The organism is Labrys sp. E2SS-1L (assembly GCF_057073705.1).
Map to the genome: position 1 here is coordinate 282,051 of NZ_CP172712.1, position 21,379 is coordinate 303,429.

Here is a 21,379-nt window from a genome sequence, read left to right on the forward strand (position 1 = left end):
CTGAAGCGCGAAGCGGGATGGTGGAGCTGATGAGATTCGAACTCACGACCTCTGCAGTGCGATTGCAGCGCTCTCCCAACTGAGCTACAGCCCCGGCTGCCCGGAAGCGTCGCCATTTAGTGTTCGTGCCTCCCTCCTGTCAAGCGGACTTGGCATATATCCAGGTCCGCTGGCTGAAGATGGCCGAGCCTCAATGGCGCAGTGCCCTTCCCGGGACCGTGGGTGTCCCCGTCCGCGGTTCCAGGAAGGGTGGAAACCGAGCGGAATTTGGAAATCCTTAACCGAATTCTGAGTCTTGGCGAGGCATGGTGGCCCGGAACGGGCTGGGTGCCGATCAAGTTTGGTTTTGCCGTATCGATGGATGTGTTCTCTAGGATTCTCAGTCTGGCGATTGCCTGGGCCTTCGAAATGGTCTTCGGCTATCCGCGCTGGCTCTATGCGCGGATCGGCCATCCCGTTACCTGGATGGGCGCCCTCATCGGCTGGCTCGACCGGCGCCTGAATTTCGCGGAGGATGCCCCCTCCACCCGCCGGGGCGCCGGCATCGTCACCACCGGCGTCCTCGTGCTGGTTGCCGGGGTCGGCGGCTATGTCGTCGAGCGGCTCTGCCTTTCCCTCACCTATGGCTTCATTCCGCTCGGTCTGATCGCTTCTTCGCTGATCGCTTCGAAGAGCCTGGGCGATCATGTCGAGGACGTCGCGCATGGGCTGGAAGTCGGCGGCCTCGCCGGCGGCCGCAAGGCGGTCTCGATGATCGTCGGGCGCAATCCCGAAACCCTGGACGAGCCCGGTGTCTGCCGCGCCGCGATCGAGAGCCTGGCCGAGAACTTCTCCGACGGCGTGGTGGCGCCGGTGTTCTGGTATGCCCTGTTCGGCCTGCCCGGCATTGCCGTCTACAAGATCATCAACACGGCCGATTCGATGATCGGCCACCGCACCCCGCGCCACGAGGCCTTCGGCTGGGCCGCGGCGCGCCTCGACGACTGGCTGAACCTCATCCCCGCCCGTCTGACGGCCCTGGTCATCAGCGCCGCCGCCTTCATCAGCCATCGCCGCGGGCGGGCCGCCCTCGCCGCCGTCAGGCGCGATGCCGGCAAGCACCGTTCCCCCAATGCCGGCTGGCCCGAGGCGGCCATGGCCGGCGCGCTCGACCTGCGCCTCGCCGGTCCACGCATCTATGGCGAGACCCTGGTCGAGGACGCCTATATGGGCAATGGCCGGGCTGATGCCGGCGCGGCCGATATCCGCCGCGCCCTAGACCTCTACCATATGGCCTGCGTGATCCTGTCGGCCGTGATCGGGCTGCTGACCTTCTACCTGATCTACAAGCAATATCAGTGAGGGAATTCGGGGTGCACGGGCATCCGGAAGCTCCTCCGCCCTACAGCCCGATGATCCGCCCGATCGCCGCCATGTCGAGATGGCGGGCGAGATGGGCTGCAAAGGTGTCCAGCGTCTCCTCCACCACGGCGTCATAGGCCAGGTTGCTGCCCTGTCCGCCGAGACGAGCGAGCCAGGCCGCACGCTGGCGGTCGTCGCCGAACAGGCCATGCACATAGCAGCCGGCTATGCGGCCGTCGGCCGAACTCGCTCCATCGAGACTGCCGTCATCGAAACGCAGCAACGGGCGAGCGAGCGCGGGCCCCTCGGTGACGCCGACATGCATCTCATAGCCGGAGAAGGGCTCCTCGTCCGCGCAGCTCTGCCCGCTCGCCGCCACCAGCCGCTTGTCGCCGCCGAGGCGGGTGACGACATCGAGCAGGCCGAGGCCCTCGACCTCGCCCGGCGGCCCCTCGATGCCGTCGGGATCGGCGATAACAGTGCCGAGCATCTGATAGCCGCCGCACAGGCCGAGGACATGGCCGCCGCGCCGGACATGGGCCGCTATGTCGATGTCCCAGCCCTCGGTGCGCAGGAAGGCGAGGTCGGCGATGGTCGCCTTCGAGCCGGGCAGGATGACGAGATCGGCCACCGGCAGGGGACGGCCGGGCTTCACCATCACGAGATCGACCTCGGCCTCCTGGGCCAGCGGATCGAGATCGTCGAAATTGGAGATGCGCGGCATCATCGGCACCGCGATGGTGAGCTTGGCACCGGCACGGCGCGAACCATAGGAGCCGAGCGCCAGCGCATCCTCCGCCGGCAGCCGCCCGGCCTGCGGAAAATGCGGCACCAGGCCGAGAGCCGGCCAGCCCGAGCGCTCGGCGATGAAGGCCATGCCGTCGGCGAACAGGCTGGCATCGCCGCGCATCTTGTTGACGATGAAGCCCTTGATCAAGGCGGCGTCCTCAGGGTCGATGGCTGCCTTGGTGCCGAGGATCTGCGCGATCACGCCGCCGCGGTCGATGTCGCCGGCCAGCAGCACGGGGGCGTCCACCGCACGGGCAAAGCCCATATTGGCGATATCGCCGGCGCGCAGATTGACCTCCGAGGCCGAGCCGGCCCCCTCGACGAGCACGAGATCGGCTTCGGCTCTGAGACGCTCGAAACTGTCGAGCACGTCGGCCATCAGTGCGGGCTTGAGCGCCTGGTAGTCTCGTGCCCTAGCCGAGCCGCGCATGCGGCCCTGCACGATGATCTGGGCCCCGATCTCCGATTGCGGCTTCAAGAGCACCGGGTTCATGTGCACGCTGAGCGCAACCCGCGCCGCCCGGGCCTGCAGCGCCTGTGCCCGGCCGATCTCGCCGCCATCCTCGGTAACCGCAGCATTGTTCGACATGTTCTGCGGCTTGAAGGGGCGTACTCTCAAGCCCTGGTGGGCGAAATGGCGGCACAGCCCCGCCACCAGCAGCGACTTGCCGACATCCGAGCCCGTGCCCTGGATCATGAGGATTTTGGCGGTCATCGATGTCACGAGCTCCTGCGCAGCCGTCCCAGGGGAATGAAGTCCGGCGACGTCGGCGTGCAGGGCCTGCATTCCCAATCGCCATACCAGGCTTCCACCTCGAGGCCCACTTCCTTCAGCGCCTGTTCCAGCTCGGACCGCGGGGCAAAGGCGATGCGCGAATGGGACGAGAGCACCCGCCCATCGCCAAGGACGCGATAATGGGTGCCATAGGTCACGATGTCAGTGGCGGGGTCATGCGAAACATCGTTCCAGGCCTCGACCGCTCCGAAACGCGGATGCTCGATCCGCCGGCTCGATTGCTCCGGCGTCCATTCCCGCCACTCGGCCACGGCCGGGTTGCGGCTGTCGAAGATGAAACGCCCCCCGGGCTCCAGATGCGCAGCGATCGTGCGCAGAGCGGCGATGCGATCCTCCGGCGTGAGGAAGACCTGGAAGGCATGGCCGGTCATCACGATGAGCTCGAAACGGCGGCCCAACCGCACGGTGCGGCCGTCGCCCTGCACGAAGGTCACCCTGTCGCCGCCCTGGCGGCGGCGGGCGATATCGAGCATGGCAGCGGCTGGATCGACGCCGAAGACGGTGCAATCCGGCTCGAGCGCCACTTCCGCCGCAAGATCGCCCGTGCCGCAGCCGAGATCGAGCACGGAGGCACAGCCCGCCGCCAAAGACCGGCAGCAGGCGCGATCGGCGCTCCACTCGTTCTCGACATCATAGAAGCTGGCGATGTCCGGATCTTCATAGAGCCGGTCGGGGCGGGCATTGTCGTGGTTCACGGGCTTGTCGGTCCTGCTCGCTCGTTCGAAGAATTGCCTGCCTATCACCCCTATCGGGCGCCGCAAAGCCTGCCGATTCGCTGCGCTCGAAGCGACATCTGTGCCCGGCTGAACAGGCTTTCAGGCCAAACACGCATATGGACATGGATTTGCCACGCACAGGCTTATGATGGGTGGGTACTGGAATCACCCGGCTGGGCGGCCTATCCTGCCGCCGATCGAGATGTTTGGATGATGGCATGGCTGATCCCGAGGCAGGCATGAGCGAGGAAGCGGCACGCGACGCGCGTACCTTCGAGACGCTCGTGCTGCGTGCGAGGCTGGCCCAGTTCTGGGAACGGGCCTGGCCGCGCCTGGCCGTGCCGCTGGGCATTATCGGCCTCTTCGTGGCCCTGAGCTGGTTCGATCTGTTCGCTGTCCTGTCCGGCCTGCCGCGTCTCGTTCTTTTCCTGATCCTTCTTGGCGGGCTCCTCGCCTCGCTCTGGCCGCTCGCCCGGCTGCGCTTCCCCAGCCGGGATGCCGCGCTACAGCGCATTGACCAGGCCATCGGCCTGCCGCATCGCCCGGCCACCGCCCGGCAGGACCGGCTGGTGCAGGGCGGCGGCGACCCGCTCGCCGAAGCGCTGTGGCGCCGGCACCTGCGCCTCGCTTTGGAGGCAAGCCGCCGGGTGCGCCTCGGCCTGCCTTCGCCGGGCCTGCCGCAACTCGATCGCTATGGCCTGCGCGTCGGCGCCATCCTGGCCCTGTTCGTCGGATTCTTCTATGCCGGGGCCGAACGCCTGCCGCGCCTCCTCGATGCCCTCGCCTCCCCCCGGCACGACATCGCCGCACTGTTCTCGGGCCGGGATGGCGAGCTGTCAGGCATGCGCATGGATGCCTGGGTGACGCCGCCGCCCTATACGCGCCGCGCGCCCCAGGTGCTCTCGCAGGCCAATCAGGGCGCGCCGATCCCGGTGCCGCAGGGCTCCGTCCTCGTCGTGCGCCTTGCCGGCGACAAGGGTGCCGAGATCGAGGCGCAGGCCGGCACCGAGGACGTGCCCGCCACGGCGGCGGATCAGGACGCCACGGTCGTCGAAAAGCGCCTCAAACTGGTGGCCGACACCGGCATCGACATTCGCCACGGCGATGGCAGCCAGACGCACTTTGCCTTCACCGTCATCCCCGACCGGCCGCCCACCATCGCCTTCGAAGGGCCGGTGAAGCCGGACGGCAAGGGCGGCATGATCTTCAGCTACAAGATCGACGACGACTACGGCGCCACCACGGTGGAAAGCCAGGGCACGCTGCTCACCGACGGCCATGCCCTCTACCAGCCGCCGAAGATCGCCCTCTCCGCGCCCGCCGGCCATGCCCGTTCCGGCACGGTGACGGCGACGCGCAATCTTTCGGCCGATCCGCTGGCGGGAGCGGCCGTCAAGATGACGCTGGTGGTTCGGGACGATGCCGGCAATGAAGGCCGCAGCGATCCGCAGGATGTCACCCTGCCCCAGCGCGACTTCCAAAACCCGCTGGCCCGCGCCCTGGTGGAGCAGCGCCTCAACCTGGCCGTCGATGCCAACCGAGCCCGCGAGGTCAAATACGCGCTGGAAGCGCTGATGATCGCCCCGGAGGACTTCACCAAGGATGCCGGCCTCTATCTCGGCCTGCGCACCGTGCGTGACCGGATCGATCGCGCCAATTCCGATGACGCCTATCGCGATGCCGCCGACTATCTGTGGCAGATCGCGCTCGCCATCGAGGAGGGTGACGGCAGCATCGCCGAGCGCCGGCTCCGGGCTGCGCGCGAAAAGCTGAAGGAAGCGCTGGAACGCGGCGCCTCGCCGGAGGAGATCGAGAAGCTCACCCAGGAATTGCGCCAGGCCCTCAACGACTTCCTGCAGGACTATGCCAAGCGCCAGCAGCAGGCCCTCAAGAACAATCAGAGGCCTGGCGACAAGCCCGTCCGCAACATCACGCCCGAGGAGCTGAACAAGCTGCTCGACCAGCTTGAGAATTCGGCCAAGAACGGCAAGAAGGACGATGCCCAGAAGCTGCTCTCGCAGCTCGACGACATCCTCAACAGCCTGGCCAATCCCGAGGACAGCGTCGGCCAGGGCGATCCCACGATGCAGCAGATGCAGCAATCGCTCAACGACATGGGCAAGATGATCCTGCGCCAGCAACGCCTGCGCGATCAGACCTATCGCCAGAACCAGCCTTTCGGGCAGGGACAGGAGGGTCAAGGGCAAGAGGGCCAGGGGCAGGAAGGCCAGGGACAAGACGGCCAAGGCCCGGGCGATCAGGGGCTGGGGGACCAGGGCTTGGGCGACCAAGGTCAAGGTGGCCAGGGACAGGGACCTTCCGGCCAGGGGCAGCAAGGTCAGAACGGACAAGGACAGGGTGGCTCCGGCCAAGGCAGCCCAGGTCAAGGTGGTCAGGGTCAGGGCGAAGCTTCGCCCTCGCTCGACCAGTTGAAGGAGCGCCAGCAGGCACTGCGCCAGCAATTGGAGAAGATGCAGAAGAATCTGCGCGATAGCGGCGCGGAGACCCCGGGTGCCCTGGGCGAGGCCGGGCAGGCCATGCGCGACGCCGAAAACCAGCTTGGCGAGCAGGATGGCGAAAATGCCGTCAATTCGCAGGGACGGGCCATCGAAGCCCTGCGCAAGGCGGCCAAGGGGCTTGCCGAGCAGATGGCGCAAGCCCGCAAGAACGGCAAGGGACCGCAACAGGGCAACAACCGGGGCGGCAAGGATCCTCTCGGCCGGCAACTGCCCGATGGCCCCGATTTCAATGCCGACGGCTCGACCGAGGCGTCTCCTTCCAGGCGGGCCGGCGAAGTGCTGAATGAGCTACGCCGCCGCCTCGCCGATCCCAACCGGCCGAAGGCGGAGACGGACTATCTGGAGCGCCTGCTCAACAAGCAGTGAGCATCGGCGGCTGCAATGACGCCAGGATCGAGAAGGAATCATCCATGTCCGCGACGTCTCTGCGCGCCACCGGCTCATGCCTGTGCGGTGGCGTGCGCTACGAGATCCATGGCACGCTGACACCCGTCAGTGCCTGCCATTGTTCGCAATGTGCCAAGACCAGCGGAAATTTCGTCGCCACCACCGACTGCGCGGCCGCCGATCTCACACTGACGGCCGAGGATACGCTGCGCTGGTATCGCTCATCCGAACGGGCCGAGCGCGGCTTCTGCGCCACCTGCGGCGGCAATTTGTTCTGGCGCGCCCTGGGCGATGACCGCATCTCGATCACCGCCGGCACGCTCGACCGGCCGACCGGGCTCGCCACGCGGCGGCACATCTTCGTCGCCTCGAAATCCGACTATTACGACATCGCCGACGGCGTGGCCCAGTTTGACGTCCGCTGATCCCCCGCTTCAGCCAGGTCGCCGGCATAGGCTTCATTCCGGAATGGCAAGCCCCTGAGGCTATCCAGCCCGGCCCAGCTTGACGACATGCATCCGGCAGCGCAGCGCAAAGCCGATGCTCTCGTAAAGGCGAATGGCGACCGCATTGCCGGCATAGGCATGGAGATAGGGCGTATCGCCTCCTGCACAGATTTCGCCGGCGACGAAGAGCGAGAGCAGGCGCGCCAGGCCCCGGCCGCGAAAATCGGCATGCGAGCACACCCCGCTGAGTTCGATATAGCCGGGCTGGCGCATGCGCTGGCCGGCCATGGCCGCCAGCCTGCCGTCGATACGCACACCCCAGAAGTCACCGAGGCTCAACGCCTTCAGTGTGAACGGACCTGGGTTGGTCGCAGTCGCCAGGGCAAGCATCTCGGGGGCATCGGCCAGGGTGAGCTGTCGCACACGGATATCCTCCACGCGCGGAAAGGTCGTCTCAGCGACCATCTGGACGGCGGCGGCGCGGGAAAGCTCGCTCAAACCAGGAGGGATTGCGACAGCATCGGCCTGAGCGAGCACGACGCTGTCGCCATCCGGCACCAGATCGGCCAACGCCTGCAGGCTTCCGGCGTCGTCCGATGCGGTAGCGGCAAACGGCACGATCGCGGCCGGATAGCGGCGGGCGTGCCGGTTTCCCTCCGCCAAGGTCGCATGCACACTGGAAAGGGCCGTCCAGACCGGACGATCGAGACAATGGCTCATGGCTTGTTCCTTTCCGGCAGGACGGCCCGTTGATCCAGCCGTGCGACGGCAAGACGGTCCTCGATTGCGGAGAGCTGTTCGAGCAAGGGCCCCGTCAGGTCGCCGCACAGATCGGCGACGGCAGCCTCGATCAAAGGCCAGGCCTGCTGCCTGGTCGTGTCGACGAGGCGATGGCCTTCTCCTGTCAGCGTGACCAGACGCCGCCTCTGATCGTCCGGCGCCGGGCCGGCCTCGACCAGCCCGAGCGCCTCGAGCTGGGCGAGACTGCGCGTCGCGCCCGGCTGCGTGATGCCGACTGCCTGCGCCAATTCACCAACGCCGAGTGGCCCCTCCCGGGCGAGCGCTGCCAGGAAGGGATATTGGCTGGCCGGCACTCTGTCGTCGAACACTTCGAGGAAGCGCTGCGTATCTGCCTGCAGCCGCTCGCCGAGTCGCTTCAACCGCGTGCCGAGGGTGAGATAACCAAACTCCCGAACGACATCCACCATGCCTGCCTCCTAGATATATAACAAGTTATATAACACGTTATATATTGAAGCAAGCCTTCGTTCCGAAGGCGCGATCAACGGCCCGAGCCCCTTTCTCCGGCGCCCGAAGCTCTCCAGCACCGCCAGCGGCTTGCCAATGCCGGCCGATGATGGGACACACGGCCTGTCACAATGGAACCGGCCGCGTCATGAACCCATCCTCCGAAACGGTCGCAAGAAGCGCCACTGCCACCCCGGCGCTGCGCTACTGGCTGGCCGGCGCCGGCCTGATCGTCCTCGCGGCGCTGATTCTCTACGCCATGGGTCGCAATCCGATCTGCACCTGCGGCACGGTAAAACTATGGGTCGGCGATCCCAACACGGCCGACAATTCCCAGCACATCGCCGACTGGTACACGCTTTCGCACATCATCCACGGCTTCCTGCTCTTTGGCCTGTTCTGGCTGGTAGCCCGGGGCCGCCCGCTCGGCTTCCGGGCCCTCCTGGCCCTGGTGGTCGAGGCGGGCTGGGAGATCCTGGAAAACAGCCCGCTGATCATCAACCGCTATCGCGAGGGTACCATCGCGCTGGGCTATGAGGGCGACAGCATCCTGAACTCGGTGAGCGATATCCTGTTCATGCTGGTGGGCTTCCTCATCGCCTCGCGCCTGCCCGTCTGGGTCACTGTGGCGCTTGCCATCTTCTTCGAGCTTCTGGCCCTCTACGCCATCCGCGACAACCTCACCCTCAACGTCATCATGCTGGTCTATCCCATCGCCGGCATCAAGACCTGGCAAAGCGGGTTGTAAGGTCCCGGTCCAGTTGACAAATCGGCCCCGCCTTCGCCAAGTCTTCGCCTTGCGAAGGGAGCCGACTGCCTTGGCCAGATCATATCGCATCCTCTTCCTCAGCGTCTCCGCCGGGGCCGGCCATATGCGGGCCGCCGAGGCCCTGAAGGAAGCCACGCTCCTGCTGGCGCCCGATGCCGAGGCGCAGCATCTGGACGTGATGGACTATGTGCCCTCGACCTTCCGCAAGATCTATACGGATTACTACATCAAGCTCGTCACCAAGCATCCGGCCCTGTGGGGCATGCTCTACCAGGCGAGCTCGGAGGCCCCGCCCGACGCGGTCTCCCAGAAATTGCGGCGGGCGGTCGAGCGCCTCTCGACCCGGCCGCTGCGCAGCGCCATCGACGAGTTCGCGCCCGACGCCATCGTCTGCACGCATTTCCTGCCGGCCGAACTCCTGATGCGCGAGATCGGCAAGGGGCGCATCAGTGTGCCAGTCTTCGTGCAGATCACCGATTTCGACCTCCATCGCATGTGGGTGATCCCGCGCATGGCCGGTTTCTTCGCCGGCAACCAGGAGGTCGCCTTCCGCCTCACCGCCCATGGCATCGAGGCCCGGCAGATCCATGTCACCGGCATTCCGATCATGCCGGCCTTCGCGCAGGAGCACGACCGCGCAGCCTGCGCCGCCGCCTTCGGGCTCGATCCCATGAGGCGCACCTATCTCCTGATGGGGGGTGGCGCGGGGCTCGGCGTCGGACCGGTGGCCAAGCGCCTCACTGCCGCCGATCCCGAGCTCCAGCTCGTGGTGCTGGCCGGCAAGAACCAGAAAGCGCTGGCGGAACTCCAGGCCCTGGCCCAGAGCCGACCCGGCCGGCTCTTTCCGCTCGGCTTCACCAATGAGGTGCCGCGCCTGATGGCAGCGGCGGATCTGGTCATCACCAAGCCCGGGGGCCTCTCCACCTCCGAATGCCTGGCCATGGGCGTGCCGATGCTGCTCAGCAGCCCCATTCCGGGCCAGGAGGAGCGCAACGCCGATTATCTCATGGAGAATGGCGCCGCCATGAAGGCCATCGACGAGATCGGCCTCGAATATCACGTCGCCCTGCTGAAGGCCGAACCGCAGCGCCTGGAAGCCATGCGCCGCCAGGCCCGCGCCTTGGGTCGCCCGCAGGCCGGGCAGGATGCCATGCGTATCGTGCTGGAGGCCCTGGCGTGAGCGTTCCCAACCACGCCCCCGCCGCGCCGCGACGCGGCGGCCTCGCCCAGCCCGTGGCACTCGTCGCCATGGTGCTCGTGCTCGCCTTCTTCTTCGCCAATGTCGAGATCCAGATCGAGGGCGGCCATGGCTGGGCCACCAGCCTGCCGACCTGGCGCATCGAGCATCACTGGCTGCTCGACATTGTCTGGGGCGGGCGGCCGATGACCGGCTACCATGCCTGGGTGTTTCCCTTCATGGCGATCTTCTTCCATTTTCCGCTGGTGTTCGCCTGGACCTGGTCGTGGCGTCTGGAAGCGCGCGTGATCGCCTGCATCATGATCTTCTGGCTGAGCGAGGACTTCCTGTGGTTCGTCCTGAACCCGGCCTTCGGCCTCGCCCGTTTCAGCCCCGAATTCGTGCCCTGGCACATCCACTGGTTCTGGCTGGCGCCGGTGGACTACTGGACCATGTCGACGGCAGGCATCCTGCTGATGGTCTGGTCTTATCGGGGGCATAGGCGCCCGCTTACTGCCCCGGCGTCAGCCGGCTAAGGGGTCTCGTGCTGTCGGGCCAGTCGACGCTCATCGCCAGGGCCCACAGGCAAGCGAGCGGCAAGGCCAGGAACAGAGCCGATTGCTCCGGCCAATGCGGTGTGGCGGCCTGGACGAAGGGCGCCGCCAGCACGATGACGAATCCCACCGCTGTCACCGCCAGCGCCAGCCATTGATAGAGGTTGAGGCCACCGCGCACCGGCGTCTGCGGTTCGCCGCGCAGCCCTTCTTCGGCGAAGCGGGCGATGCCGAGCTGCCAGCAATAGAGGCCGGCGACCAGCCAGGCATCGCCACTCACCACCAGCACGCGCCAGAGCAGCAGCGCCGCGAGAAGATTGGCGAGCATGGAGAACACCGGCGCCGGCTCGATCGGCCGCCCGAGCATGCCCGCGATCAGCCCGACCCGCGACAGGGGATGGCGATAGGTCAGTCCGGCGCCGAGCGGTGCCGAAACGGCCAGCGCCGCGCCATGGCAGCAACCTTGCGCCAGGCAGCGCAGCCGCCCCAGCATCTGGGCGATGCAGAGCCCGATCGCGCAGGCGGCCAGCATCGCACCGTCGATGACGCCTGACACCGTCAGCAGGCTGGCCGCGAGGCTGGCTCCGATCAGGCCGCCGAAAAAGCCGAGCGGGCGCGAAAGCTTGCTGCTCGCCTCGACGGCCTGGCCAAAGACCACCGCGCCGGCGAGCCCCGCCAGCAGCATGGCGACCATCGGCCCGAGCTGGTGCGGCGGCGCCAGGCTCGCCGTGGCGAGGAAAGCGAGGGCTCCCGCAGCCAGGATATAAAGACCATGCGGAAAGAAGCGCATCGAGCCGAGGCGCAGCGGCCGCCAATCATTGGCCACCCTCTCGGCCAGGCGCAACAGGCCATGCCAGGCCGCCTCGATGTTGAGGCAGAGCAAGGCCAGGACAATGCCGCAAAGAAGATCGGCAAGAGAATGCATGCCGGTCACATGGCAGGCGGCGAGCTGCAGCAGCGCAAGCGGATAGATGAGGGCCGCACCGAAGCGCTCACGCCAGAAGAAGGCGGCCACCACGATCCAGAAGGCATGGAAGGACGGCAATGCCGCGGTGATGCCGTCGCTGCCGCGCTCCAGCTGCAACCACCAGCCGATGAGATTGTCCGGCGGCACGCCGCGCAGGGGTGCGACGGCCGGCAACAGCGCGAAGACGAGCCCGCCGATCACCGTCCCGCTCCAGCCGGCCAGCACGAAACGGCGCAGCGAGGCGAGATCCGGCACGAGGAAGGGCACGGCCAGCGCGAAGACATAAGTGAAGCTATAGGCAGCCACCAGGCCGGGCCAGAAGGGCAGGTCCCGTTCGAACGGCAGATAGGTATCGAAGGCATCGGCGGCCGGCGGCAGCGCGGCAAAGACGCAATAGACCACGGTCCAGGCGGGGAAGACGGCAAGCGTGGCGCCGAGCCTGCGACGGAGATCGGCCGGCAGTGGCCAATTCTCCGGCAGGCCGATCGCGGGGTCCTGCCGGCGCGCGCCCAGGCGCCGATCGGTCGCCCGCGCCTCATAGCCCATCACCAGTGCAAGGGCGGCCGAACCGGTCCAGGGCGTCAGGATGAACAGGCCGGCAAACGAGCCGCCCCAGAGAGAGAGGCCGAGCACGATGAGCGTGAAACCGACATAGGCGGGATGGGCCAGCCAGGCATAGAGCCCGTCCTCGACGCGCCGGCGCGTGGGATAGGCATTCATCGGCAGGCCTTTACCGCGCAGCATCAATACGAGGATGGCCGCGACCACCAGAATCAGGCCCAGCCCGGCCATGGTGCCGCCGGCCAGCGGCCAGGCTTCGATGGCGATGCCGAGGCGGGCGTCGAGATGCCAGGCCGTCACCAGCAGGAGGACGGGCAGGCCGACGCAGAACAGGGCGCCATAGGCGACAGGGCCGATGCGCTTCATGCCAGGGCGACCTTTTCGAAAATCACGTATCCCTCGTCCTCCGAGCCGTCCGAGAAGGCGATCCTGGCCGGCGCCATGTGCTTTTCTTCCTTCAAATTACGGATCATCGCCGGCAGGCCGTAGCGCAGCGGGCCGAGCAGGCGCAGGCGCTGCGATACCGGCTGGGCGATCAGCGTACGGGCCGGTCCGCAGATCAGGGTGCCGCTGGCCGCCCCGGTAAAGGCGAAGGAGCGCGGCAGGTCGAAATGATCGAGACAAGCGGGAACGCCGTCCAGGAACAGCCATTGCCGCGGCTGTTCATGCTCCCAGACGATCCAGACCAGGCTGGTGTGGCGGCCGGTGAAGCGACCCCAATGCAGGGTACGGATCGGCCAGCGCGTCGGCCACAGGTCGATGGCGAGCGTTTCGAAATAGCCAAGGCCGGTCGCTTCGCCTTCACCGGCCCTTGTGATGCGCACCTCAGCCAACGGCATGCGCGCCTGCCAGTGCAAGGCGCCGGCCGGTTCGTCATGAAGCACCACATCCGGCGTGGCCGCCCCGCAGGAATGCCAGGCGAGGGCGATATCGCCGCATCGGGCCGTGATCGCTCTCCCATGGGTCATCGGCGCCGCACGCAACCACTGGCGAAGCTCTCTCGTGCCGCAGGGGCGGATCGTGGCAAGGCTGGCATAATGCAACGCCAACAGGCCCAGGCGCAGGGTTGCGGAATAGAAAATCACCACCGTCCCATCGTCGAGGATGGCATCGCCATAATGCTTGTCGAGGCGAAGGCGGCCCAAAGGCAGGTCCGGATGGGAGGAGCTTGGTCGATCCTTGTTAGAAGAAAGCCTCCCCGTCGACAAGAAGAGGACGGAACAATCCTGTCGGCGTCGCCGATCTTCAGGCCGGATGCTTAATGGGCGATGGAAATACCGTAACTCTGCGTCGTCCAGCCGAAAGCGCAAATAGACTGGGATGCTTGCGTACTGGTGTCTGCTTGGCGTGGACGAAACAGCGAAAATCGGCTTCCTAGCAGGATATTGGTTTCAGGGTTGCATGATGATTCGCCGTTCGCTGTCCTTTGCATTGCTTACCGTTTTACTTGCCGCCTCGCCCGCCCTTGCCCGAGACGCCGGCATCTGTCGCGGCTTCAATCTTGAGGATGATCCGCTCGGCGTCGATCTCTACGAAGTCACCGCGCCGGGCCGGACCTATTTCGTCAAGGGCGCCTCTTCGGACGGCGAGGATTGCCCCTCGACCTCGCCCGAATGCCAGGCCCGCAGCTTCCTGATCGCCGGCGACCGCGTGGTGGTGAACCGCACCGCCGGCGGCTTTGCCTGCGCGAGCTATCTCAACCGCAAGGGATCGGACGTGGCGCTCTGGCTGCCGCTCTCGGCCCTGCGCAAGAGCAATGCCCAGCCCGATTGGGAAGGCAATTGGCGCAACGCCGAGGGCAACGCCATCCTCGAGATCAAGGAGATCAAGGGCGGCGATATCTCGGTGAACGGCTCGGCTTCCTACAACAATGGCCAGAGCGTCAATACCGGCGAATTCAACGTCTTCGGCGAGGCGCGGGAATCGACGCTCAGTTTCGCCTATGACGGCGAGAAGCAGGGTCGCATCGAGGACGCTCGCAGCGGTGACGGCACCTGCACCATGCGCATGGCGCAGCTCGGCCCCTATATCGCGGTGGTCGACAACAATGCCTGCGGCGGGTTGAACGTCACCTTTACAGGCCTTTATTTCAGGCAATGATCAGAGAAAAAGACATGTTCCGTTCCAGTCTGGGCGCCGTATTGCTGCTCGCCGCCACCACCGGTTCCGCCTTCGCCGCCAACGGCGTCTGCCGCGGCTTCAACTTCCAGAACGATCTTTCCGCCATCAGCCTCTACGAAGTCGCCGAGAGCGGGCGTACCTTCTTCATCAAGGGCCCGACCAGCCAGCGCGAAAGCTGCCCGTCCCTCTCGCCGTCCTGCCGGCAGCGTTCCTTCCTGGTCGAGGGCGACAAGGTGGTGGTGAACGAGATCGAGGGCGATTTCGCCTGCGCCAACTATGTCGACCGCAAGGGCACCGACATTGCGAGCTGGCTGCCCCTGTCGTCCCTGTCGCGGGTCCAGGTCCAGCCGCGCTGGGACGGGCGCTGGAGCACCTATGACGGGCGCTCGGTCATCACCATCAAGACCGGCCAGGGCGGGCGCATGTTCGTGCGCGGCAACGCCACCTACGATACCGGCTCCTATGTCAACACCGGCGAGTTCGAGGTCGAGGGTGACGCCAACGAGCGCGACTTCGCCTTCGGCTATTATGGCGGCCAGCAGATGGGCTACGAGGAGGCCAATGCCGGCCCCCGGCGCTGCGCGGCGCGCATGGTCCAGCTCGGCCCCTATATCGCAGTGATCGACAACGACGCCTGCGGCGGGCAGAACGTGCGCTTCACGGGGCTTTATTCGCGGCAATAGTTTGGAGCGCGGACATCCTGTCCGCTCTTCTTCCCACCCGCTCCGCGCGCGGAAAGAAGAATAAGTCTATCTGAGGGGCGAGCAGACATGGCTGATAAGAAACGCCCCTTACAGCCCGAAGCAGAGTGGCATTCCCGAGGCTATCTTCCGCATTGGGAAGCCGGCGAGAATCCGCAAAGCATCACCTTCCGTCTTGCAGATTCTCTGCCGGTCGAATTGCTTCAACGTTGGACGCAGGAGTCAGAAAGCTCGGAACGCTCTCCGAACTCCACCGATCGACGACGGCGCTACGAAGAGGCGCTGGACAAGGGCCATGGCGAAGCTCTTCTAGTCCATCCCGATGCAGGTGCTACCGTACAGAGCGCCCTGCTCCATTTCGACGGAGTGCGATATCGCCTCCATGCCTGGAGTGTCATGCCAAACCACGTGCATGTCCTGAGCACACCGATCGACGGACATGCGCTGTCCGCAATCGTACACTCCTGGAAGTCTTTCACGGCACTCCAAATCAATCGAGCCCTGGGACGACAGGGAACGCTTTGGTTCCCCGAATATTTCGATCGGCGGATCAGGGACGAGAAACATTTTGAGACCGTTCGTTACTACATCGAACAGAATGCGGTGGCGGCCGGCTTATGCGCGCGAGCGCAAGACTGGGCCTTTTCAAGTGCAGCGCACACGCGTCTCCGATGACGCGTGTGGCTTCGAAGAGCGGACAGGATGTCCGCGCTCCAAATTTTCCTACCCCCGCATCCTCAACCCCTTGGGATCGAACAGCGGTTCGGGCGCGACCCTGGCCGGGCGCCGCTCGCCGATGATCTCGATCTCATAGGCCGCGGTGGCGTCGAAGGCGGCGGCCTCGACATAGCCGAGCGCCACCGAGGCCTTGGCGTGATGGGCATAGCCGCCCGAGGTGACCCAGCCCACCACCTTGCCATCCCGCCAGATCGGTTCGTCGCCGATGACGTCGGCATCGAGGGCATCGACCACGAAGGTGGCGAGGCGGCGTTTGGGGCCTTCGTCGCGGGCGCGCAGCAAGGCATCGCGTCCGATGAAATCGCTCTTCTGGGTCGAGACGAAGCGCTCCAGCCCGGCCTCCCAGGGCGTATAGATCGGCCGGTATTCACGCGACCAGGAACCGAAGCTCTTTTCGAGCCGCAGCGCGTTGAGGGCGCGGCCGCCGAAGAGCCTGATGCCGAGGCCCGCCCCTTCCTTCATCAGCAGGTCGAACAGCGCGCGCTGGTGCTCGGGCTTGACCCAGATCTCATAGCCGAGATCGCCCGTATAGGTGACGCGCCCGATCAGGGCGGGAACGGTGCCGACATTGAAGCGGCCGACCGCCATGAAGGGGAAGGTCTCCTTCGACAGGTCGGCATCGACGAGACGGGCAAGGAGTTCGCGCGATTTCGGACCGGCGACCTGTAGGCCGACGAGGTCGAGGCCATGGGCGCGCAGGGTAACGCCGGCCTCGGGCAGATGGGCCTGGAACCAGCGCATGTGATACTGCTCGGCAAGCCCCGAGCCGAAGATCATGAAGCGGTCATCCGCCTCGCGGGCCAAGGTGAAGTCGCCGATCAGCATGCCGTTCTCGTTCAGCATGGGCGTGAGCACCATGCGCCCCCTGGCCGGCAGGCGGTTCGGCAGGATGGTGTCGAGCCAGGCTTCCGCTCCCTTGCCGCTGATCTCGTATTTGGCGAAGTTCGAGATCTCCAGGAGGCCGACGCCCTCGCGCACCGCGGCACATTCGGCGGCGACATGCGGGAAATCGTTGGCGCGGCGGAACGAGAACTCGTCCCTGGCCTCTGCCTTGGACGGCGCGAACCAGAGCGCGTGCTCCAATCCGTTCATGTCGCCGAACACGGCATTGCGGCTCTCCAGCCGGTCATAGACAGGCGTGGTGCGGAAGGGACGAGCCGCCGGCAGTTCCTCGTTGGGAAAGCGGATGCGGAAGCGCCGGGCATAGTTCTCGCGCACCTTGGCGTTGGTGTGGGAGAGCGTGGTCCAGTCGCCATAGCGGGCGACGTCCATGCCCCAGACGTCGAAGCCGGGATCGCCATGCACCATCCAATTGGACAAAGCGAGGCCGACGCCGCCGCCCTGGGAGAAGCCGGCCATCACGCCGCAGGCCACCCAGTAATTGCGCAGGCCCCTGATCGGGCCGACCAGCGGATTGCCGTCGGGCGCGAAGGTGAAAGGGCCGTTGATGATGCGGCGGATGCCGGCATTCTCGAAGGCCGGGAAATGGCGGAAGCCGACTTCCAGCGACGGGGCGATGCGGTCGAGATCGGGGTCGAGCAGATTCTGGCCGAAATCCCAGGGCGTCACCTTCTCTGACCAGGGCACGCAGGCCTGCTCATAGGTACCCAGCAGCATGCCGCCGCGCTCCTGGCGCATATAGATCTCGCCCTCGAAATCCAGCGCGGTGATCACCTCCTTGCCGGTGGAGGCGTTGATCTCGGCGACCTCGGGCATGTCCTCGGTGAGGAAATACATGTGCTCCATGGCGAGCACGGGCAGCTCCAGCCCGACCATGCGGCCGCATTCGCGTGCCCACAGGCCGCCGCAGTTCACCACATGCTCGGCATGGATGGAGCCCTGCTCGGTGACGACGTCCCAGCTGCCGTCCTCGCGCTGGGCCATGTCGACGACGCGGTTGCGCAGCACGATCTCGGCGCCGAGGATCTTGGCCGACTTGGCATAGGCATGGGTGGTGCCATAGGGGTCGAGATGCCCCTCCAGCGGATCGTACATCGCGCCGGCGAACTGCTTTTCGTCGATCAGCGGCATCAGCTTCTTGGCTTCGGCGGCCGAGATGATCTCGGTATGCATGCCCAGATACCGGCCCTTGGCATGGGCCATCTTCAGCCAGTCCATGCGTTCCTTGGTGCCGGCCAGCATGACGCCACCTGTGAGATGCAGGCCGCAGGACTGGCCCGAAAGTTCCTCGATCTCCCGATAGAGCTCCACGGTATATTGCTGCAGCTTGGCAACGTTGGGATCGCCGTTGAGCGTGTGGAAGCCGCCCGCCGCGTGCCAGGTCGAGCCCGCCGTCAGCTCCGCGCGCTCGATCAGGGTGATATCCGTCCAGCCGGCCTTGGCGAGATGGTAGAGCACCGAGCAACCGACGACGCCACCGCCGATGACGAGGACACGGGTGTGGGATTTCATGGGGGAGATATCCTAAGATCGAGAGTGAGCGGTACAGGCGGTGATTTCCCGGGTGCGCGGACGTCCCGTCCGCATCTTCCCTTCCATCAAGCGTATCGTTTCCAAGAAGCGGACGGGACGTCCGCGCACCCGGATTAGAAATCCGTGGGCGCGCCGCCCTCTTCCTTGCGCTTCGCCACGAAGGCGGCCAGTTCCTCGCGGATGGCCGGATCCATCGGCGGTTCCTCATAGGCAGCGAGGCGCTCCTTGTAGAGCCGGTTGGCGCGGTCGTACCCGGTAGGCGATCCCGCCTCCTGCCAGGTCTCGTAATTGCGCCAGTCCGAGATCATCGGGGCGAAGAAGGCGTTGCGGTAGCGTGCCTGGGTATGGGCGCAACCGAAGAAATGCCCGCCTGGCCCGACTTCGCGCACCGCCTCCAGCGCCAGCTCGTCGTCATCGACCTGGAACGGCATCAGGAAATGCGTGATCATGTCGAGGAGATCGGCGTCGATCACCATCTTCTCGAAGCTCGCATGCAGGCCCCCCTCCATCCAGCCGGCGCCATGCATCAGCAGGTTGACCCCGCCCATCACCGCGCCCCACAGCGAGAACACGCTCTCATAGGCGGCCTGCACGTCGATGGTGTTGGCGGCGCAGGTGTTGGAGGAACGATAGGGCAGTCCGTAGCGGCGGGCGAGCTGCCCGCCGACCAGTGCCGCCTTCATCTGCTCGGGCGTGCCGAAGGCGGGCGCGCCGGTCTTCATGTCGACATTGGAGGTGAAGCCGCCATAGGCGAAGGGTGAGCCCGGCCGCACCGACTGGGCCAATACCAGCCCGGCCAGCGCCTCGGCATTCTGCTGGGCCACGGCACCGGCGATCGTCACCGGGGCCATGGCACCCGCCAGGGTGAAGGGCGTGAGCACGGTGACCTGGTTGCGGCGCGCCATCTGGATCACGCCCTCCATCATCGGCGTATCCAGGCGCAGCGGCGAGGAGGAGTTGATGATGGTGAAGAGCGAGGGCTCGCGCTCCAATGTCTCCTGGTCGATACCGCGAGCGATGCGCGCCATCTCGATGGCGTCGAGATTGCGCTCGCGGCCCAGCGAATAGGCATGGATGGGCTTGTCCGACAAGGTCAGCATATCCCAGAGCGCATCGAGATGGCGCACGGAGGCATGGATATCGGCCGGCTCGACCGGATAGCCGCCCCACAGATGGATGCTGTCGAGCGTGTGCCCGAGCCGGATGAGGTTCTGATAATCCTTGCGGTTGCCGGGCCGGCGGCCGCCCTCGCGGTCGGCCACGTTGGGCGCGCTCGCCACCGAGCAGAAGGCAAGATGGTCGCCGCCGAGCACGACGTTGCGGGCCGGATTGCGCGCATGCAGCGTGAAGCTCTGCGGCGCCAGGCCGATTTTCGATTCGACCAGCCCGCGCGAAAAACGCACCCTGTCGGAATTGGGATCGACCTCGGCGCCTTCGGCCTTGAGAATGGCCTTGGCCTCGGCATGCAGCACGTCGAGGCCGATCTCCTCCAGGATCTGCAGCGAGGCGAGATGGATGGCCTCGAGCTGGTCCGCCGAGACGGCGTTGACCGCCGGAAACGGCCGCCGGGGCTGGGGCCGCGAAGTCGGGGCAGCGCTGCCGGCACGCTGGCGCTCCTCCCGGCCGCGGCGGCGCGGCCGCTCCGAGGTTTCGAGCGAAAGTTCCATCGGGCTTTGCATGGCAGGCTGATCCTTTTGTCCGATCAGCCTAGCGCGCGCTCCGACGCATCGCCACGGCGAAACGGCGCTATCATTTTTTTGGATCGGGCCATCGAATAAAGGCGCACACGGCGCGCGGGAAGCAGAGATAGAGTTGGTGGGCCGCCATGTCCGGGGGGCGGGTCTTCGGACCCGGCCTTACCTGGTCGGCTCAGTGTTCCATGCCGGTCTGAAGACCGGCACCCCAACTTCTCGAGATCCCGCATGTCCCGCTACCAGCTCTCCCACCTGCCACGCATCACCGGAGGGCCAGGGGCCCGGGAACTCGCCGGAGAGCTTACTGCCGCCAGGCTCGGCAAGGGCGCACAGGTGCTGCTGGTCGCCGATCCCGGCCTGAAGGCGACCGGCCTGATCGACGACGTCGAGGCTTCGCTGCGCAAGGCTGGGCTCGGCGTCTCCGTCTTCTCCGAGTTCGGCGGCGATCCCACCATCGCCTCGGCCGATGCCGCAGCCGCCCAGGCGCGGCGGACCAAGGCGAAGGCGGTGGTGTCACTGGGCGGAGGCTCCGCGCTCGACCTCGGCAAGGTAGTGGCGGCGGTTGCGACCACCGCCGCCACGGCCCGGCGATCCGCCGAGGCCTATGAATTGTGCAAGCGCCCCTTCCCGCGCAAGCGCCTGGTTTCGCTGGTCATTCCCACCACCTCCGGCACCGGCTCGGAATGCACCCGCACCGCCATCCTCACCCGCTCGGACAAGGCCAAGGTCTGGCTCTGGGGCGAGGAGCTCAAGCCGGACGAGGTGATCCTCGATCCGGAAACCACACTCTCCTTGCCGCCGGTGCTGACGGCCTGGACCGGCATCGACGCCCTCGTCCACGCGCTGGAGGCCACCACCAACGGCAACGCCACGCCGGCCAACAATGTCTATGCGCATGAGGCCATCCGCCTCGCCGTCGGCAATCTGCCTGACGCCGTCGGCAAGGGCAGCGATCTCGCCGCCCGCGAGGGGCTGCAGCGCGCCGCCGCGCTCGCCGGCATCGCCATCGACAATTGCGGTACCGCCGTCGCCCACAATATCGGCCATGCACTGGGCTCGCTGCGCCCGGTACAGCATGGCCGCTCGGTGGCGCTCGGCATGATCGCCACGCTCGACTGGAACATCGAGGACGATGACGGGCGCTTCGCCGCCGCGGCGCGGGCGATGGGATTGACATCGTCAGCCGACCTGCCCGCCGCCTTCGAGACACTGGTGCGCGCCATCGGCATCAAGGTCTCGCTTGCCGACGAATTCGCAGGCATCACCGCCACGCGCCTCGCCGAGCAGATGGCCCGGCCCGAGAATGCCGCGATGCGCGTTTCCAACCGCCGTACGATCGAGGAGGCCGATCTGCTCCGCTTCGCCGAACGCGTGCTGACGCAGGCCTGATCCTGGGACCGCCGGCATCTTGCCGGCTCTCCC

Annotated in this window: 18 protein-coding genes and 1 tRNA gene; 10 read left to right on the forward strand and 9 right to left on the reverse strand. The window is 66.3% G+C overall.

Features of this window, described 5'->3' with window-relative positions; translation table 11 throughout:
• Positions 1-18 precede the first annotated feature (18 nt).
• Positions 19-94, reverse strand: a tRNA-Ala gene (locus ACIGJE_RS01335).
• A gap of 263 nt (positions 95-357) precedes the next feature.
• Between ACIGJE_RS01335 and cbiB the strand changes: the two genes are divergently transcribed.
• Positions 358-1,341 (forward strand): adenosylcobinamide-phosphate synthase CbiB, encoded by a 984-nt coding sequence (gene cbiB / locus ACIGJE_RS01340; protein ID WP_311932789.1) that lies wholly within the window; start codon positions 358-360, stop codon positions 1,339-1,341.
• A gap of 40 nt (positions 1,342-1,381) precedes the next feature.
• Here cbiB and ACIGJE_RS01345 read toward each other — a convergent pair whose 3' ends face one another.
• On the reverse strand, positions 1,382-2,845 hold the full coding sequence (locus ACIGJE_RS01345) for a cobyric acid synthase (RefSeq protein ID WP_415086254.1): 1,464 nt from the start codon (positions 2,843-2,845) through the stop codon (positions 1,382-1,384).
• Between the two features lie 5 nt (positions 2,846-2,850).
• Entirely contained in the window at positions 2,851-3,621 is a 771-nt protein-coding gene (locus ACIGJE_RS01350) for a class I SAM-dependent methyltransferase (RefSeq protein WP_415086252.1), read from the reverse strand.
• A 239-nt stretch (positions 3,622-3,860) separates the two neighbouring features.
• Here ACIGJE_RS01350 and ACIGJE_RS01355 point away from each other — a divergent pair, with 239 nt between their 5' ends.
• Together ACIGJE_RS01355 and ACIGJE_RS01360 are read left to right on the forward strand one after the other, a co-directional pair.
• Positions 3,861-6,527: a TIGR02302 family protein gene (locus ACIGJE_RS01355; RefSeq protein WP_415086250.1), complete on the forward strand. Its 2,667-nt coding sequence runs from the start codon at positions 3,861-3,863 to the stop codon at positions 6,525-6,527.
• A 44-nt stretch (positions 6,528-6,571) separates the two neighbouring features.
• Positions 6,572-6,973, forward strand: coding sequence for a GFA family protein (locus ACIGJE_RS01360; RefSeq protein ID WP_311932736.1), 402 nt, complete (start codon positions 6,572-6,574; stop codon positions 6,971-6,973).
• 60 nt (positions 6,974-7,033) lie between these two features.
• Here the strand turns inward: ACIGJE_RS01360 and ACIGJE_RS01365 are convergent, their stop codons facing one another.
• Together ACIGJE_RS01365 and ACIGJE_RS01370 are read right to left on the reverse strand one after the other, a co-directional pair.
• Positions 7,034-7,714 carry a GNAT family N-acetyltransferase gene (locus ACIGJE_RS01365; protein ID WP_483679127.1) on the reverse strand — a complete coding sequence of 227 codons (681 nt, stop codon included), beginning with the start codon at positions 7,712-7,714 and terminating at the stop codon, positions 7,034-7,036.
• Positions 7,711-8,202, reverse strand: a complete 492-nt coding sequence (locus ACIGJE_RS01370) for a MarR family winged helix-turn-helix transcriptional regulator (RefSeq protein ID WP_311932733.1) — start codon at positions 8,200-8,202, stop codon at positions 7,711-7,713. The genes ACIGJE_RS01365 and ACIGJE_RS01370 overlap by 4 nt, the downstream gene beginning before the upstream one ends.
• Positions 8,203-8,390: 188 nt before the next feature.
• Here ACIGJE_RS01370 and ACIGJE_RS01375 point away from each other — a divergent pair, with 188 nt between their 5' ends.
• From ACIGJE_RS01375 to ACIGJE_RS01385, 3 genes are all read left to right on the forward strand, one after another.
• Positions 8,391-8,990 (forward strand): DUF2585 domain-containing protein, encoded by a 600-nt coding sequence (locus ACIGJE_RS01375; protein ID WP_483679128.1) that lies wholly within the window; start codon positions 8,391-8,393, stop codon positions 8,988-8,990.
• Between the two features lie 70 nt (positions 8,991-9,060).
• On the forward strand, positions 9,061-10,191 hold the full coding sequence (locus ACIGJE_RS01380; protein ID WP_483679129.1) for an MGDG synthase family glycosyltransferase: 1,131 nt from the start codon (positions 9,061-9,063) through the stop codon (positions 10,189-10,191).
• Positions 10,188-10,724, forward strand: a complete 537-nt coding sequence (locus ACIGJE_RS01385) for a hypothetical protein (RefSeq protein ID WP_311932730.1) — start codon at positions 10,188-10,190, stop codon at positions 10,722-10,724. The genes ACIGJE_RS01380 and ACIGJE_RS01385 overlap by 4 nt, the downstream gene beginning before the upstream one ends.
• Here ACIGJE_RS01385 and ACIGJE_RS01390 read toward each other — a convergent pair.
• Together ACIGJE_RS01390 and ACIGJE_RS01395 are read right to left on the reverse strand one after the other, a co-directional pair.
• Entirely contained in the window at positions 10,699-12,636 is a 1,938-nt protein-coding gene (locus ACIGJE_RS01390; RefSeq protein WP_483679130.1) for a prolipoprotein diacylglyceryl transferase family protein, read from the reverse strand. The genes ACIGJE_RS01385 and ACIGJE_RS01390 overlap by 26 nt on opposite strands.
• The gene (locus ACIGJE_RS01395; protein WP_483679131.1) at positions 12,633-13,415 is read right to left on the reverse strand and encodes a hypothetical protein; all 783 of its coding nucleotides are present in this window, start codon (positions 13,413-13,415) and stop codon (positions 12,633-12,635) included. Before ACIGJE_RS01395 ends, ACIGJE_RS01390 begins: the two co-directional genes overlap by 4 nt.
• 256 nt (positions 13,416-13,671) lie before the next feature.
• On the opposite strand from ACIGJE_RS01395, the gene ACIGJE_RS01400 reads away from it, so the two are divergent.
• The 3 genes from ACIGJE_RS01400 (at position 13,672) to ACIGJE_RS01410 (ending at position 15,767) form a co-directional block, all read left to right on the forward strand.
• On the forward strand, positions 13,672-14,370 hold the full coding sequence (locus ACIGJE_RS01400) for a hypothetical protein (RefSeq protein ID WP_483679132.1): 699 nt from the start codon (positions 13,672-13,674) through the stop codon (positions 14,368-14,370).
• Between the two features lie 14 nt (positions 14,371-14,384).
• The gene (locus ACIGJE_RS01405; RefSeq protein ID WP_483679133.1) at positions 14,385-15,074 is read left to right on the forward strand and encodes a hypothetical protein; all 690 of its coding nucleotides are present in this window, start codon (positions 14,385-14,387) and stop codon (positions 15,072-15,074) included.
• 87 nt (positions 15,075-15,161) lie between these two features.
• Positions 15,162-15,767 carry a transposase gene (locus tag ACIGJE_RS01410; protein ID WP_311932723.1) on the forward strand — a complete coding sequence of 202 codons (606 nt, stop codon included), beginning with the start codon at positions 15,162-15,164 and terminating at the stop codon, positions 15,765-15,767.
• Positions 15,768-15,815: 48 nt separating this feature from the next.
• Here ACIGJE_RS01410 and ACIGJE_RS01415 read toward each other — a convergent pair whose 3' ends face one another.
• Entirely contained in the window at positions 15,816-18,242 is a 2,427-nt protein-coding gene (locus tag ACIGJE_RS01415; RefSeq protein ID WP_483679134.1) for a GcvT family protein, read from the reverse strand.
• A gap of 134 nt (positions 18,243-18,376) precedes the next feature.
• Positions 18,377-19,930 (reverse strand): trimethylamine methyltransferase family protein, encoded by a 1,554-nt coding sequence (locus tag ACIGJE_RS01420; protein WP_483679135.1) that lies wholly within the window; start codon positions 19,928-19,930, stop codon positions 18,377-18,379.
• A 255-nt stretch (positions 19,931-20,185) separates the two neighbouring features.
• On the opposite strand from ACIGJE_RS01420, the gene ACIGJE_RS01425 reads away from it, so the two are divergent.
• Positions 20,186-21,346 (forward strand): iron-containing alcohol dehydrogenase, encoded by a 1,161-nt coding sequence (locus ACIGJE_RS01425; RefSeq protein WP_415086232.1) that lies wholly within the window; start codon positions 20,186-20,188, stop codon positions 21,344-21,346.
• Positions 21,347-21,379: the final 33 nt, after the last annotated feature.

Bases quoted from the DNA above. Each gene is read 5' to 3' on its own strand.
- ACIGJE_RS01420 (WP_483679135.1), bottom strand. From the start codon at position 19,930: ATGGAACTTTCGCTCGAAACCTCGGAGCGGCCGCGCCGCCGCGGCCGG.
- cbiB (WP_311932789.1), top strand. From the start codon at position 358: ATGGATGTGTTCTCTAGGATTCTCAGTCTGGCGATTGCCTGGGCCTTC.
- ACIGJE_RS01400 (WP_483679132.1), top strand. From the start codon at position 13,672: ATGATGATTCGCCGTTCGCTGTCCTTTGCATTGCTTACCGTTTTACTT.
- ACIGJE_RS01370 (WP_311932733.1), bottom strand. From the start codon at position 8,202: ATGGTGGATGTCGTTCGGGAGTTTGGTTATCTCACCCTCGGCACGCGG.
- ACIGJE_RS01425 (WP_415086232.1), top strand. From the start codon at position 20,186: ATGTCCCGCTACCAGCTCTCCCACCTGCCACGCATCACCGGAGGGCCA.
- ACIGJE_RS01390 (WP_483679130.1), bottom strand. From the start codon at position 12,636: ATGAAGCGCATCGGCCCTGTCGCCTATGGCGCCCTGTTCTGCGTCGGC.
- ACIGJE_RS01410 (WP_311932723.1), top strand. From the start codon at position 15,162: ATGGCTGATAAGAAACGCCCCTTACAGCCCGAAGCAGAGTGGCATTCC.
- ACIGJE_RS01355 (WP_415086250.1), top strand. From the start codon at position 3,861: ATGGCTGATCCCGAGGCAGGCATGAGCGAGGAAGCGGCACGCGACGCG.
- ACIGJE_RS01375 (WP_483679128.1), top strand. From the start codon at position 8,391: ATGAACCCATCCTCCGAAACGGTCGCAAGAAGCGCCACTGCCACCCCG.
- ACIGJE_RS01405 (WP_483679133.1), top strand. From the start codon at position 14,385: ATGTTCCGTTCCAGTCTGGGCGCCGTATTGCTGCTCGCCGCCACCACC.
- ACIGJE_RS01415 (WP_483679134.1), bottom strand. From the start codon at position 18,242: ATGAAATCCCACACCCGTGTCCTCGTCATCGGCGGTGGCGTCGTCGGT.
- ACIGJE_RS01345 (WP_415086254.1), bottom strand. From the start codon at position 2,845: ATGACCGCCAAAATCCTCATGATCCAGGGCACGGGCTCGGATGTCGGC.
- ACIGJE_RS01360 (WP_311932736.1), top strand. From the start codon at position 6,572: ATGTCCGCGACGTCTCTGCGCGCCACCGGCTCATGCCTGTGCGGTGGC.
- ACIGJE_RS01365 (WP_483679127.1), bottom strand. From the start codon at position 7,714: ATGAGCCATTGTCTCGATCGTCCGGTCTGGACGGCCCTTTCCAGTGTG.